The organism is Exiguobacterium sp. SH5S4 (genome assembly GCF_004337045.1).
Taxonomy (GTDB): Bacteria; Bacillota; Bacilli; order Exiguobacteriales; family Exiguobacteriaceae; genus Exiguobacterium; species Exiguobacterium aurantiacum_A.
Genome location: NZ_SJUQ01000009.1, coordinates 20,614 through 35,130, shown reverse-complemented (window position 1 = coordinate 35,130; position 14,517 = coordinate 20,614). Strand labels below are relative to the sequence as shown.

Here is a 14,517-nt window from a genome sequence, read left to right as displayed (position 1 = left end):
CTTATTATTCTAAAAAAGCTTGAATTTTCAAGTGAGACTGTGTAACATATTAGTTGTAACGCCTCTGTAGGTTAGTGGCAGACCTCAGCAATGGTAATGCTGCAGCACGAGTTCGATTCTCGTCGGAGGCATCAACTGAATCCGTTTTACGGAGCGATAAAAGCACTTTCTCGAAAAATAGAGAAAGTGCTTTTTATTGTATCTAATCCGATTTGATATTCCAATAAATGGTATAATGGGTAAATACATATATAAAGGAGACTAGATATGAAACATATCCCCATCTTACTTGCTGCCGTCACCTTATTGGCCGCCTGTTCTGAACAGACGACAGATCGTGCGTCTGACTCAGCCCAAAGGAATGAAAATGTCGTGATCGATGTATCTGAGACGCAACCCTTCTCCGAACCTGTCCCGACCGAAAAAGAAGTCTCGATATTTTTAGGCTATCTCCAGTCATTGAGCAGTGATACGCTCGGTGCGCTGCGTCAATCCGAGCAATCCATCTTCGCCTGTGGGACGTCTTGTGAAGACCGTCCGCTCGAAGAAATCTCTACTCAAATCGACAGTAACCGTGAAGAGCTTGAATCAATCCGTGCCGATATTGATGAAATTCTTCCGGCGCTTGACCACCTTGTGTCATCTGACGTATCAGGAATCGACCGTGAAGGACTGACCAACGTATTGAACGAATTCACATCCGTGAGTGAGGCGTTGACGCATTTTTTAGAAGCTGACGATTGGTCATTTTGGGAAGAAGCCCGGACCCAATTGAATAGCATGTCATCGACCATAAAAGGCATCGCTATTTATCTAAGTGGTGTGTGACATTATATCAACTACATAGGCTGCTCTCATCCAAACTCGGGTGAGGGCTTTTTTTCTTACAGTCATGGAAACTGTCTTGACACGTCTCCGGTTCCTCTATAAACTTGAAAAGTTGAATTGAATGATTTTTCGGAAGGAGCATGACAGATGCTGAATGAATGGTTATGGATCCCTTCTGCCCTGCTCACGCTCGGTCTCCTCGTCCTCAGCTACAAGCTGTTCGGACGGGTCGGACTGTACGCCTGGATTGCGATGGCCTCGGTCGTCGCCAACATCCAAGTGACGCAGCAGATTGTGATTGGTGGTTTCATCTTCACACTCGGGAACATCGTCTACGGTTCCCTTTATTTAGCGACAGACATCTTGAACGAGAAACATGGCCGTCACGCTGCCCGCAAAGGCGTCTGGCTCGGGTTCTTCATCTTGATCGTCTCGACGGTACTCATGCAGTTCGCCTTGCTTTACGAACCGTTTGAAGAAGCGCTCTATATGCATGAGAGCTTCGAGGCGTTGTTCTCGATGCTCCCGCTCATCACGCTCGGCAGTCTCGCGGCGTACCTCGTCTCACAACTGTTCGACGTCTTCATCTATTCGAAGATTCGGGCGAAGACGGGTGAGAAGAAACTGTGGCTCCGGACGACGGGCTCGACGGTCGTCTCACAGTTGATCGATACGCTCACGTTCTGTACGATCGCCTTTTGGGGAATGGAATGGGACATCTGGTGGAACATCTTCGTCACGACGTATGTCGCGAAGTTCATCATCGCCTGGATGGCCACGCCGTTCATGTATTATGCGAAGCGGACCGAACCACAAGACGACGAGACGGAAAAAGCAGCCTAATAAAAAACCGCAACCTCAACGGGTTGCGGTTTTTTCTCGGATTTGCAGACGCACCGCGTAAGGCCGTGCATCTTCGAGTGACGACGTCTCCCGACAAACAGTGAGTGCCATGTAAGCGTCGATAGCGAGCGCTTCGATGGTCTCGTCCGTCGTCTCGACCTCAAGTATGGTGTAGGGCGGCAGATGTTCGAGCTTGACCCACTGCCCGTGCAGGTTCTTCACATAGATGATTGGTTCGTCAATCGAGTAACGTCGGAGTAAATCAGACACGTTCACGCGATCCCCTCCTTAAACCAAACCTTTATCCTCATTATAGAAAGCGCTTACGATTCTGTAAACCGTGCTTCCCGAAAATTTGGCGGTCCAACGCTTCAAAAATCGTGAAATCGAACCGATAATCTAGTAGAGAAATGAGGTGAACCGATGCGTTATCGCCGACAAGAAACGTTCCGCTATATTTTACCGAACCCCCGTTTCATCCCCTACCGCCTCGTATGGGAAGACAAGGAGTTGCATGACGGTGAAGGCATGCTGCTCAACATTAGTGCCCACGGCTTGAAGTTGCGCTGCGACTACTTGTTCCCACTGTCGGAAGGGCTGAAAGTTCAGGTCGTGCTCGACCTCGTTCCTTTAATCCAATCAATCGAATTGACTGGTCACGTCCGTCACCGTAGTCAAATGGGAAGCATGTACGATTACGGGATCCGTCTTGAAGCGAATTCAGAAGAAGCCCAACAGCTCGTGACGATGATCAAAGCTTATGCAAGAGAGAACCAATGAGAACGTGTCGTCAGACACTTCTCATTTTTTGTTCGTCCGATAACAGGGTATACTAATGACAACAGAGACAGATTAGAGGTGTAGCCATGACTAGAAAATTTTTATTGATTCCTTGGGCCGCCGCGATCGCCATCGCGCTACTCGGTCCTAACACCCCGTTCTCGAGCCGGTTCTTGCTCGACTTCCTGACGTACAATACCGATGCCTATGAAGGATATTCTTTGTCCCTCTTTAGCGTGCTAGGCGTCTACCCGCTCGCGCTGTTCCCGCTGCTTTGGTCGGAAGTGAACCAACTGCGGCCGAATCCACTCCTACCGGCAGCAACCGGTTTTGTCGTCGGAGGATTCATCATCGCTCCGTATCTCGCGTTCGCACGGCAGTCGCCCTACCCGACGCCAATCAAGCCGTTGCCGACGAGACTGCTCGGGGTCGTGTTGCTCCTCGTCACGATCGGTTTATTCATCGCTGCCGTGATGACTGGGAACGTCGCACAGTATTGGTCATACGTCGAACAGAATCAATTCGTCCGCACGATGACGGTCGATTTCTTCTTGCTCGCCTTCGTCCAAATGACATTGATGACCCGGGATGCGAAGCGCTATAAGATGAGCTTGTGGCCGCTCCCGTACATCCCGCTATTCGGTCTATTGTTTTGGCTCATCATTCGTCATAAGCAACCGTTCAACGAGGCGCCGCCGCGACGGCCGAAAGTGGTTTGATGCTGTACTTGAGAGTGGGTTTCCCAAAACCCACTCTTTCCTTTATACTAGAGCGAGAGTTTATCTAGAGAAAGAAGGGTCAAATCCAATGAGATTTTTTAAAGTAATGACACACACGAACGACAAGGGAGAAGACGTCATCCTAAGCGAGTATTTCAAAATCGCCGACAAACAGGCTGAACAATTCCTCAAAGATACGTTAGAGCTCGACATGTTCGACGAGAAAGTGACGCTCAAAGAGTGCCAAGTCGCGAAAGACCGGTGGGAATGCCCGGTCGGTGACTTCGTCGTCGTCGAATACTTCAATGAAAAAGAGTTTGATAAAATGAACGAGTATCGTGTGGTCGCACCGAAAAAGTGATCCACAGCAAAGGCGACTTTCCCATTTAATCGGGAAAGTCGCCTTTTTATCGTTCGAGTCATCGACGTGCGTTATGACTCCTCGTTATCTTCTTCCGGATCCGGATCTGGATGTTGCGTCGGAGCCGGTTTTTTCGCCGGATCAGACTCATCGTCTGGCATCGGGTCCGGGTGAACCCCTGGTTGCGATTCGTCACGTTTCATTGAGCATCCCTCCTCTGTCATAGTGGACTAATTCCACATTGATCAAGAGTCGAAACATCAGTGTATGTCTTTATTGCCGATGACACGACGTGAGATCGCTTTTTCAATCTCGACGATGACGAAGACGATGGCACCGAAGACGACCGGATAGATCCAATCATTCAAATCAAGTGCCGCTGTCCCGAACAACGTGTGCATAAACGGCACGTACGTGATGAACAGTTGAAGTGCAATCAATAGTGCCGATACGATAAACGCAATCTTGTTATCGAAAAAGTGGCGGTTAAACGCCGGAGCGAGTTCGGTCCGACAGTTATACAAGTGGAACAACTGGGCCATGACGATCGTATTGAGTGTGATCGTCTGCAGCTTCGCGATTGAGAAATCAAAGTCGGCTAACATGTAGTTGATGATCAAGCTACCTCCCCCGATCAAAATCGAGACGAAGATGATCCGGAACACGTAATAGCGACTCAACAGCGGGACGTTCGCCGGACGCGGCGGACGTTTCATCGTGCTCTCTTCGAGCGGTTCGAAGGCGATCGCGAGCGACAGTGTGATGGCAACGACCATGTTGACCCAAAGGATTTGGACCGGGCTGAGCGGTGCCGCGGCACCGAGCAAGATGCTCATCGCGACGAGGAGCGCTTGTCCACCGTTCGTCGGGAGCAAGAACAAGATCGTCTTCTTCAAGTTGTCGTATACACGGCGGCCTTCACGCACCGCGTTGTAAATCGTTTTGAAGTTGTCGTCGACGAGGACCATCTGCGACGCCTCTTTTGCGACTTCGGTCCCTTTGATACCCATCGCGACACCGATATCGGCCCGTTTCAAGGCCGGGGCATCGTTGACACCGTCACCGGTCATCGATGTGATGAGCCCGTTTTGCTGCAATCCTTTGACGAGACGCAGCTTATCATTTGGGCTCGTCCGGGCGAACACATCGTTATGAACCGACGCTTCTTTGATCTCCTCGTCCGACATGTTCGTCAATTCTTTCCCTTCAAGTGCGCCTTCGACTTCCATGCCGAGTTCACGGGCGATGGCGACGGCTGTGTCTTTATGGTCACCCGTGATCATCTTGATGCGGATACCGGCGTCACGGCAAGCCGCGACGGCTTCAATCGCCTCTGGACGTGGTGGGTCGACGATTCCATACAAACCGAGGAACGTGATACCGGATTGGACGTCCTCATGGTCGACCGTCTCTTTCGAGCGATCGACCCGTTTGAATCCGCCACCGAGGACACGTTGTCCGCGGTCGGCGATCTCTTTACGTTTCTCATCCCAATAGGTGCGGTCAAATTCCGTATCTTCAGCCATATCGAACAGGCGGTCTGGCGCCCCTTTGATGAAGATCATCCGCTCATCTTTATAGTCGACGAGCGTCGCCATGTACTTATACTCCGAATCGAACGGGATTTTCGAGATGACTTTCAGCCGTTCGATCGGTCGCTCCGCTTTTTCGGCGAGCGTGAGCAAGCAAGCTTCTGTCGGGTCGCCATTGATGACCCATTCACCGTTTTCTTCATACAATTGGGCATCGTTACACGTCTTCCCGACCGTGAACAGGTCGATCATCGACTCGTCGTCATCGAGGTCGAACGGTTGACCGTTTTGTTCGAGGTCACCATCTGGAGCGTATCCGCCGCCTGACACTTCGATGTCGTGCTTCGCCGTGACGACTTGCTTGACGGTCATCTCGTTTTTCGTCAGCGTACCCGTCTTATCGGTACAGATGACAGAGACCGCCCCTAACGTCTCGACGGACGGTAGACTACGGACGATTGCTTTCTTCTCGGCCATGTTACGAACACCGAGTGCGAGAATGATCGAGATGACGGCAGGGAGACCTTCCGGGATTGCTGCGACCGCTAACCCGATCGTCGTCAGCATCAGTTCGATCGGATCGAAATCACGTACAAAGTAGCCGAACGCGTAAATGATGACCGAGATCACAAGGATCGCAATCGAGACCGTTTGACCGAATTTCGTCGTCTGACGGATGAGCGGTGTCTTCACCGTCTCGACTTCAGCGATCGATGCGTTGATTTGACCGAGCTCCGTCCCTTCACCGATCGACGTGACGATCGCTTTCGCGCTGCCCGTCGCTATACTCGTTCCTGAATAAATCATGTTTTTCCGGTCACCGAGGACAGCATCTTCCTCCACGACTTGAATTTTCTTCTCGACCGTCGTCGCTTCACCTGTCAGAGCCGATTCTTCGACTTTGAACTTCTCGGCTAGAATGACTCGCGCATCGGCCGGGACTTTGTCACCGGCAGCGAGCACCAAGACGTCTCCGACGACGAGTTCGCTCGATTCGATTTGGAACTGCTTGCCGTCTCGGATGACGCTTGCTTTCGTCTCGAGCAGTTTTTTAATCCCCTCAAGCGCCTGTTCAGCCTTGTTTTCTTGCAAATAACCGACGACGGCAATGATCGTGACGACGAGCGCGATGACGATCGTATCGATATACTCACCTAAAAAGCCGGTGACGACAGCCGCACCGATTAGGACGTACACAAGAATATCATTGAACTGTCTCAAAAATTTTATGATTTCAGGTGTCTTTTCCTTTTCCGGCAGAACGTTCTTCCCGAACTGTTCTTGCCGACTCGACACTTCTTGCTTCGACAGCCCGTTGTCTACGTCTGTCTCAAGACTACTCCTCACCTCTTCCGGTTCGAGTGCGTGCCAATTCTTGTTCTCCATCTGCATCTCTACTCCTCCTTGGTCGATCCTATATGAAAATCTATCTCTTTTATGTTCCCACTCCATGGCTTCCTGACACATCAGACGACACATTTTCACAACATTTTCAAAAAAACCGTTCACATTTGCCTCGTTTTTCATTTGGAAACGCTACCATCCAAAAAAGTCGTGTCAGATGGATGAAATGGCTTTACATAACGGTCTGAATGGTTAACTATAGAGAAAATAAAACAGAGAGAAAGAGGTACACGTATGGTCATTATTCAAGGGATCGCCCTGTTGCTGTTGATTCTCGCCTTGTTCACGTTATTCAGTTACAAAGCACCGTTCGGGATGAAAGCGATGGGAGCACTCGCCGGCGCCGCAATCGCGAGCTTCCTCGTCGAAGCGTTCAACGCCTACGCGATCGGTGGGTTACTGCCGCTCCCTTTATATGAAGAAGTCGGCCAAGCTGCCGGTGCGCTGTCGGGACCTGCGGCAGCGGCACTTGTCGCGATTGCGCTCGGCATCAACCCGGTCTACTCGTTGATGCTCGGTTTGTCCGTGTCAGGCTTCGGGATTCTCCCCGGCTTTTTCGCAGGGTACGTCCTCGCCTTACTCGGCGGCAAGCTCGACCGGCACCTTCCGGCCGGTGTCGACATGATCTTTTACGTCATCATCATGGCACCGCTCGCCCGTCTCGTCGCCATCGGTGTCGATCCGCTCGTCTCGAACACGCTCGCTCAAATCGGGGCGGTCATCGAGCTCGCAGCGACGCAAAATCCGATTGTGATGGGACTCGTCCTTGGCGGAATCGTCACGGTCGTCTCGACATCACCGCTCAGTTCGATGGCGCTCACGGCGATGCTCGGTCTGACCGGTGTCCCGATGGCAATCGCGGCCCTTGCCCTGACGGCGTCGATTTCGATGAACTATTTACTCTTTAAGCGATTGAACATCGGCTCGAAGAAAGACCAACTTTCGGTCGCGATCGAACCGCTCACACAAGCCGACCTCATCTCGGCGAATCCGATCCCAATCTATAGCGTCAACTTTGTCGGTGGTGCCATCGCCGGACTCATCGTCGCGATGACCGGAATGGTGAACAACGCACCTGGGTCTGCCGCCGGTATCCCGGGACTGCTCGTCATGTATGGCTTTAATGACTGGCAGACGGTGACGGTGACGGCAATCATCGTGTTCGCCGTCGGCATCATCGCCGGTCTCGTCGGCAGCAAACTGTTCAGCAATTTCCCGATCGTTCGACATACGGAAAAGATGGCAAATCCTGAAGAGGAAGCCGCATGAAAAAGCAGGAAGTCCAATTCGCGGACTTCCTGCTTTTTCGTTATTCAAACGATAACGTTGTTTGCGTTTGAGACGATTGCCGTGCAAGTTCGATCACACGCGTCGTCAACAAAGCGTCCTCGAGGGAAACGACCGGCCGTCGCGTCGAATAACTGTCAGCGAGCTGGCGATAAAATGCCAAATAACGCCCCGGCTCGATTTCAATCGTTTGCGGCTCATTTACAACGAGTGTCCCCGTCTCACGGACACCCGCTTCGATCGTGCCGTCTCGGAGCGCGGCCTCTTGCGGGTCGAGACCGTATTTCATAAAGCTGCCTGCCGTACCGTGGACTTCAAAGCGAGGCGCTTCAACGGCGACGAACGGGTTCGAACGTAAGTAGACGCGCTTTTCACCGTAGTGCAGCGTCACGTTGAAGCCGTCATCGGACTGTCCGCCGTCTCGTTGGACCATGACGTCTGCTGAGACGTGGTCCGGTTCGCCGAACAACACGAGCGCCTGATCGATCAAATGACTGCCGAGGTCGAACAAAATACCAGACCCAGGACCTGCGTTCTCACGCCATCTGTCCCGGACAAGCGGACGGAACCGGTCAAAGCGTGATTCATACACTTTCCAGTCTCCGATTCGGTTTGATTCGAGCAGTGACGCCACCGTCAAGAAATCTCCGTCCATGCGTCGGTTGTGGAACACGTTGACGATCCCGTCACGCGTCTTCTCGAGGGCGATGAGGGATTCCCCTTCCTCAGACGTTAGGAACGCCGGCTTCTCGACGAGGACGTCTTTGTTTGCGTCGAGACACGTCGTTACCATGTCTTTATGTAAGTTCGACGGTGTCGTGATCACGAACAGCGTCGCATCGGTCGCGATCGCTTCTTCGAGCGTCACGTATACGTCCACGTCAGGGAGCACGGCACGGACGTCATCCGGTCTAGAGGAGACGACCCCAGTAATGTTGAATTCCTCGAGCGTCGTCAAAAATGGTAGGTGGAACGTCGTCGCTGAAAAGCCGAAACCGACCACTACTGTGTTGATCATATGTATTCCTCCTTTGTTTCTTCACGATTGATTGTAACAAAAAAAGGGGTATATTGACCCCTCACGCACTGACACTTTCATCCAATCCATATTCAAACGTGTTGTATCCGTTACGTGAATCGACGTAAACGAAACCAAAACGTGGATAATACTCGTTCAAAAACTCGTTGTCGGCGACACAGTCGAGACGGATCGGCTCGTTACCATCGGCTTCGCGGAGTACATGTTGCATCAGCTGTTGACCGACGCCACGGCCTTTCAATTGTTCACTGACGACGATGCGATGTATGTATTGACCGCGCTCGCCATCTTCCCATAAATTGTGATCCCATTCATCCGGAGGAAGCAAGGCGATCGAGGCCAATACATAGCCATGTTGTTCATACACGTACACACTTCCCGTCGCAATGTCGGTTCGCACGCGTTCTAACAAATCTAGCTCCAAATATTCCGTCCACTGGTCACTTCCTGTTTCATTAAGCGCTACGGCTCGTTGTTCGATTAGGTGCGCGATGTGCTTAGCATCGCGTTTCGTCGCGAGTCGAATCATAACGTCCTCCTTTATTTATGCAGTATTTGAAATACCAATATAACGGAGACGTTTGACCGATTTCAACCATCTTGCCTGAGCGATGTCATGGGAACGGGATGACGTCGCCCCCGTTCAATTGATAACTATACGTCAAAGTCGCGTTCAAGCTATGCGATACCGAGCAATAGCGGTCGACGGACAGTTCGATGGCACGGCGGACCCGTTCCTCCGGCATCTCCCCTTCGAGCACATACAGGATGTGGATTGCTGTGAACCGCATCGGGTGCTCGGTCGCCCGCACTGCGTCGACTTCCATCCCGAACCGTTCGAGCGGCAGGCGCATCTTGTGCAAAATCGAAACGATATCGATGCCCGTACAGGCCGCCGTGGCGTGCAGCAACATCTCGGTCGGCCGTGGCCCCGTATCCAATCCCCCGACATCCGCCGCCGCATCGAGCGTCACGCTATGTCCGGAAGGTGTCGTCGTTTGAAACGCCATCCCTTGTTGCCAATCCACTTTCAAGTTCATCTCAGTCTCCCCCTTATTTTTTCACTAGAATACTATTCCCTCGATTGAGGTATTATAAAGCTAGTTGCACAATTTGTCGTTTAGGAGTGGGTCGCATGGAGTGGTCGGTCATGATCAGTTGGGGGCTGTATATCGTCCTCGGGTTAAATTTATTGTTCGCTTTAGCCGTTATCTTCGCGGAACGCCGCGATGTCGGTGCCACCTGGGCCTGGCTGCTCGTCTTGTTTTTCCTACCGATTTTCGGATTTATCATCTACTTGTTCCTCGGTAGACAGCTGAAAAAAGATAATTTCTTTAACTTGAGTGTTGAGGAGCGATCGTTTCATTCGTTGCAAGTCGAGAGTCAAATCGAGCAGATTCACCGTAAAGAGACCGCGCTCGCCCAACCGCTATTTGAGAAGTACGAGCAGTTGCTCGAGATGAACTTGCGCTCATCGAAGTCACTCATCAGCGTCCACAACAAGTCGACCATCATGCATGACGGGGAACAGAAGTTCAAGGCGCTGATGGACGATATCCGTAGCGCAGAGACCGAGATCAACATCCAGTATTACATCATCCAGCGTGATGCCCTCGGGAAGGCACTGATCCACGAACTGATCGAGCGCGCCAAAGCGGGCGTCAAAGTCCGGCTGTTGTATGACGCGGTCGGATCGCGCAGCCTCCGCGATTCAGACTTCAAGGAGTTGATCGCGCATAACGGTGAAGTCCGTGTCTTCTTCCCGCCGACGTTCGGCTTGATCAACTTCAAGTTGAACAACCGGAACCACCGAAAAGTCGTCATCATCGATGGGAAAATCGGCTACGTCGGCGGCTTCAACGTCGGTACCGAATACCTCGGCCTCGTCGAAAAATTCGGCTACTGGCGCGATACCCACCTCCGGGTCGAGGGGGACGTCGTCTATCACCTGCAGCACCGGTTCATCTTGGACTGGAACTTTTCGGGGAGCAAGCATCACGACCCTGAAAACTCGTTCTGCTTCGCGCGCCACGATATTAAAGAGCAGTCACCGATGCAAATCGTGACGAGCGGACCGAACTCGGACACCGAGCACTTGAAAAATATGATGATCAAAATGATCGCGTCGGCCAAGCAGCGGGTCATCATCCAAACGCCTTACTTCATCCCGGATACGAGCTTCATGGACGCCTGCAAGATGGCACTGTTGTCCGGTGTCGAGATGGACATCATGATTCCCGGAAAACCGGACCATCCGTTCGTCATGTGGGCGTCACTGTCGTTCCTCGGTGAGCTGCTCGATTACGGGGCGAACGTCTACATGTACGATGAAGGCTTCCTGCACGCGAAGACGCTCGTCGTCGATGACGAAATTTCGACCGTCGGCACGACGAATTTGGACGCCCGCAGCTTCCGCTTGAACTTCGAAGTGAACGCCATCATCTACGATGAGCGGGTCGCGCTTGAGCTCGCCTCGTTGTTCGAGTCGGACGTCGCCGTCAGTCGGCGCTATACGGTCGACGACTATGCGGTCCGGAAGTGGAGCGTCCGGATGCGCGAAGGTGTGTCACGGTTGCTCAGCCCAATCTTATGACCGTTGTGAGATCGCGCAAGCGGTCTCTTTTTTATGTCCATCAGCCGACAATTTCTAGATTTCAGCTTATTTTTATCATGTTTTAGCTAATATTCTTCCAAATAAGGGTATAAAGTATCAGTACGAACGTCCTAAACTCTCGTTTCGTTAAAGAAAGGAGGAAGTATGCGTTCGCGCATATGTCATTCTATGGCTGATCAAGAACGAATTCACCAAGACACCCACACCATGAAACCCGATCCTTCCTCGTGGGACCAGTTACCGATCGGTCTCTTTGCATTCGATACGTTCGGACGCATCATCAGTTACAACGATTCGTTCGTCGACTTACTCGGGGTCGTCCCGACGACAAGCTCGATGTTTGAACGGTGCACGACCTCAACGTTTGACTTATACGGTGCCGTCGCCCGTGTACTGGCAGGCGAGACCGTCCGTTTAGCCGGTTGGTATACCCCTCCGAATCGACAGCCCCGTTTCGTCCGGACGACGATGTCGCCAAGCTTTCAGGCTGACGGCCGAATCGACGGCGGGGTCGGCGTCATCGAAGACACGACCGAACAGCGACGTTATGAAGAACGGATGGAGCATCTGTCGTCACTCGACCCGTTGACCGAGTTATTCAACCGTAAAAAAGTCGGCGACGTCCTGACCTCGGCTGTCCAAGATACGGCCGACACGAAAGCACCTGCCGCCGTCATCATGCTCGATATCGACTACTTCAAGCTCGTCAACGACACGTTCGGTCACCCGACCGGCGATCTCGTGTTACGTTCGATCGCTCAATTGCTCCGCCGCAATATAAGGAAGACCGATTCGATCGGTCGCTGGGGCGGCGAAGAGTTTTTAATCGTCGCCCCGCAGTCGACACTTACTGATGGCATCCAGTTGGCCGACAAGTTACGTCAAAAGATCAACGACGAACCGTTCGGTCCGGTCCCGCACGTCACATGTTCGTTCGGCGTCAGTTCGCTTGATGGCGGAAAGACCGTCGAACAAGCACTTCAAGACGCGGACGAGGCGCTGTACGTGGCAAAAAACTCAGGCCGCAACCAAGTGTCGAGCAAACGATGATATGAACTCTAAGAAGAATCGAAGTGTACCAAAAAGGCAGAGCGGATCCGCTCTGCCTTTCGTTTATACATTGAATCGTGATACGAGTTCTTGCAACTCCTCCGCCATATCGGCGAGTGCTTTCGCGGATTGCGACACTTCCTCCATCGAACCGAGCTGGTCTTCTGTCGTCGCCGCGACTTGTCTCGAGGCGTTCGAGTTCTCCTCAGCGATGTGAGCGATTTGCGTCGCTGATGCTGAAACTTCTTCGACGTTCGCCGCGATTTCTTCGACAGTGGCCGTCACGTCCTCGATCCGTGGCGTCATCTCCTGCGTCCGTAACATGATCTTCTTGAAGCGCTCCGCCGTGTTCTCGGTCGTCTCAAGACCCGCTTTCGTATGGGCCGACACTTCTTTCATCAACGTGACAGACCGCTCCGTCTCTTGCTTGATGTTCTCAATCAACTGCGAAATTTGCTTCGTCGAGTCCTGTGACTGTTCGGCTAACTTACGGACCTCACTCGCGACGACGGCAAACCCTTTACCGTTCTCACCGGCGCGGGCAGCTTCGATCGCCGCGTTCAAAGCGAGCAAGTTCGTCTGCGTCGCGATCCCGTTGATCACATCGACAATGTTTCCGATCTCGTTCGAACGCTTGGCGAGCGACTCGATGACTGCACCGAACGTCTCGACCGATGTGTCGATTGCTTTCATTTGCGTCACGTTATGAGTGACGGCAGCAGTCCCGTCTTCCGCTTCGATCGCCGTCTCGCGAGACAGTTCCGATACGTCCGTCGAGCTTTCAGCGATGCGCATGATGCCTGCCGTGATTGCTTGGAGCGAGACGGCGTTGTCGTCGAGCTGACGTTTCGAATCGTCGGCCCCGGCCGCCATCTGCTGGACCGCGCCGGCAATCTGCTCAGAAGATGCCGCATTCTGCGCCGAGTTGGCCATGAGTTCTTGCGACGATGCGGCGACTTGCCCGATCGATTGATCGAGATTGATGATGATCGAGCGGAGTGACGCCGTCATGCCGTTGAAACTTTCAGCGACACGTCCGATCTCATCGTTCGAATCGACGACGATCTCTTCCGTCAAATCTCCTGCTTGAATCCGTTCCGCGCCCGTCGTCAACCGGTTCAACGGTCGAATGATCGAGCGTAAGATGAAGTATAAGATGACGGCAGCAAGCAAACTCATCCCGGCGATGACACTTAATGTCGTCCACAGGATACCGACCGTCTCATCTGTAATTTCTTTATCATACAACGTCCCGGCCACTTTCCAGCCCGTCAAGTCGTTCGTCATGAAGTCCATTTGTTTGTCTTCATTTTCGAACACATATGAAAAGCTGCCGTCTTTGCCGTCGTAAAGCGATTCGACCCAATCGCCTGATGCCTTCTCGCCTGCGGCTAACGTCGGATGGGTCACGAACTGCTGGTTCGCATCAAGGATTGTGACATAGCCTTCTTTCCCGATTTGAATGCCAGCCGCAACACTCGCGATGTCATCGACGTCAACGTCGACTGCGATGACGCCACGACCGTCATCCGTTGTCTGCGATAGCGTGACCATCATTTTACCTGATGACGCATCGACGTAAGGGTCGGTGATGACGACGTTCCCTCCGGCACCATCTGCCGCTTCGTACCACGGACGTGTCCGGGGATCATAGCCGTCAGGCAACGACTGGACAGGGTAAATCGTCATCACGCCTTCCGTCGACGCGTAATAGATGTTCGTCACTTTCGGATGGGTCGCCAAATATTCGACGAACTTCTCCTCTAACCCAAGGTTGTCTTCTCCTTCTTCGTAGAGCGACTCGTCAATCCGCCCCGCAAAAAAGGCGACGTCGCGCTCAATCGGTTCAATCAGATTCGTGATCTCGTCATTCATCCGCTCCACACCCGCGTGCGCCGACTGCATGATTTGATCCGTAATTTTTTGTTTCGCCTGATAGTAAGCGACAAAGCCGATCAATAACGATGGAATCAATAATAAGAGCAATGACATCGTGATCAACTTTTGTTTAATGCTGATGGTTCGTTGTTTCGTCCGTTTCATAAATAACCCCTATTCCC

Annotated in this window: 15 protein-coding genes and 1 tRNA gene; 9 read left to right on the top strand and 7 right to left on the bottom strand. The window is 52.3% G+C overall.

All coding sequences use genetic code 11. The features are described from left to right. Window positions 1–60 precede the first annotated feature (60 nt). The 3 genes from EVJ32_RS06950 to EVJ32_RS06940 all read left to right on the top strand — a co-directional run bounded on the left by EVJ32_RS06950 (window position 61) and on the right by EVJ32_RS06940 (window position 1,671). Window positions 61–131: transfer RNA gene (locus EVJ32_RS06950), tRNA-Thr, on the top strand. A 136-nt stretch (window positions 132–267) separates the two neighbouring features. Further along, window positions 268–828, top strand: a complete 561-nt coding sequence (locus EVJ32_RS06945; RefSeq protein WP_131457651.1) for a hypothetical protein — start codon at window positions 268–270, stop codon at window positions 826–828. Between the two features lie 147 nt (window positions 829–975). Then, a complete protein-coding gene (locus EVJ32_RS06940) occupies window positions 976–1,671 on the top strand; it encodes a queuosine precursor transporter (protein ID WP_201738373.1) in 696 nt (231 codons plus the stop codon). Between the two features lie 15 nt (window positions 1,672–1,686). Here EVJ32_RS06940 and EVJ32_RS06935 read toward each other — a convergent pair whose 3' ends face one another. Further along, entirely contained in the window at window positions 1,687–1,947 is a 261-nt protein-coding gene (locus EVJ32_RS06935; RefSeq protein WP_233589672.1) for a hypothetical protein, read from the bottom strand. A 147-nt stretch (window positions 1,948–2,094) separates the two neighbouring features. On the opposite strand from EVJ32_RS06935, the gene EVJ32_RS06930 reads away from it, so the two are divergent. The 3 genes from EVJ32_RS06930 (at window position 2,095) to EVJ32_RS06920 (ending at window position 3,531) form a co-directional block, all read left to right on the top strand. Next, entirely contained in the window at window positions 2,095–2,451 is a 357-nt protein-coding gene (locus EVJ32_RS06930) for a PilZ domain-containing protein (RefSeq protein WP_070327312.1), read from the top strand. Window positions 2,452–2,537: 86 nt separating this feature from the next. Further along, window positions 2,538–3,170: a hypothetical protein gene (locus EVJ32_RS06925; protein WP_131457650.1), complete on the top strand. Its 633-nt coding sequence runs from the start codon at window positions 2,538–2,540 to the stop codon at window positions 3,168–3,170. 88 nt (window positions 3,171–3,258) lie between these two features. After that, on the top strand, window positions 3,259–3,531 hold the full coding sequence (locus EVJ32_RS06920) for a hypothetical protein (RefSeq protein ID WP_236633769.1): 273 nt from the start codon (window positions 3,259–3,261) through the stop codon (window positions 3,529–3,531). A gap of 71 nt (window positions 3,532–3,602) precedes the next feature. On the opposite strand, the gene EVJ32_RS16440 is transcribed toward EVJ32_RS06920, so the two are convergent. Both EVJ32_RS16440 and EVJ32_RS06915 read right to left on the bottom strand, forming a co-directional pair. Continuing rightward, on the bottom strand, window positions 3,603–3,734 hold the full coding sequence (locus EVJ32_RS16440; RefSeq protein ID WP_016509559.1) for a hypothetical protein: 132 nt from the start codon (window positions 3,732–3,734) through the stop codon (window positions 3,603–3,605). Between the two features lie 57 nt (window positions 3,735–3,791). Then, on the bottom strand, window positions 3,792–6,455 hold the full coding sequence (locus tag EVJ32_RS06915; protein WP_131457649.1) for a cation-transporting P-type ATPase: 2,664 nt from the start codon (window positions 6,453–6,455) through the stop codon (window positions 3,792–3,794). Between the two features lie 246 nt (window positions 6,456–6,701). Between EVJ32_RS06915 and EVJ32_RS06910 the strand changes: the two genes are divergently transcribed. Then, window positions 6,702–7,736 (top strand): PTS sugar transporter subunit IIC, encoded by a 1,035-nt coding sequence (locus EVJ32_RS06910; protein ID WP_131457648.1) that lies wholly within the window; start codon window positions 6,702–6,704, stop codon window positions 7,734–7,736. Window positions 7,737–7,776: 40 nt separating this feature from the next. On the opposite strand, the gene EVJ32_RS06905 is transcribed toward EVJ32_RS06910, so the two are convergent. From EVJ32_RS06905 to EVJ32_RS06895, 3 genes are all read right to left on the bottom strand, one after another. Further along, on the bottom strand, window positions 7,777–8,772 hold the full coding sequence (locus tag EVJ32_RS06905) for a Gfo/Idh/MocA family oxidoreductase (protein WP_131457647.1): 996 nt from the start codon (window positions 8,770–8,772) through the stop codon (window positions 7,777–7,779). A 61-nt stretch (window positions 8,773–8,833) separates the two neighbouring features. Next, window positions 8,834–9,322: a GNAT family N-acetyltransferase gene (locus EVJ32_RS06900; protein ID WP_131457646.1), complete on the bottom strand. Its 489-nt coding sequence runs from the start codon at window positions 9,320–9,322 to the stop codon at window positions 8,834–8,836. A gap of 85 nt (window positions 9,323–9,407) precedes the next feature. Beyond that, window positions 9,408–9,803 (bottom strand): OsmC family protein, encoded by a 396-nt coding sequence (locus EVJ32_RS06895; RefSeq protein WP_370250776.1) that lies wholly within the window; start codon window positions 9,801–9,803, stop codon window positions 9,408–9,410. 125 nt (window positions 9,804–9,928) lie between these two features. Here EVJ32_RS06895 and cls point away from each other — a divergent pair, with 125 nt between their 5' ends. After that, the gene (gene cls / locus EVJ32_RS06890; RefSeq protein WP_131457644.1) at window positions 9,929–11,386 is read left to right on the top strand and encodes a cardiolipin synthase; all 1,458 of its coding nucleotides are present in this window, start codon (window positions 9,929–9,931) and stop codon (window positions 11,384–11,386) included. Window positions 11,387–11,614: 228 nt separating this feature from the next. Further along, window positions 11,615–12,457, top strand: coding sequence for a sensor domain-containing diguanylate cyclase (locus tag EVJ32_RS06885; RefSeq protein WP_161567620.1), 843 nt, complete (start codon window positions 11,615–11,617; stop codon window positions 12,455–12,457). A 63-nt stretch (window positions 12,458–12,520) separates the two neighbouring features. Here EVJ32_RS06885 and EVJ32_RS06880 read toward each other — a convergent pair whose 3' ends face one another. Continuing rightward, entirely contained in the window at window positions 12,521–14,500 is a 1,980-nt protein-coding gene (locus EVJ32_RS06880) for a methyl-accepting chemotaxis protein (RefSeq protein ID WP_131457642.1), read from the bottom strand. Window positions 14,501–14,517 lie beyond the last annotated feature (17 nt).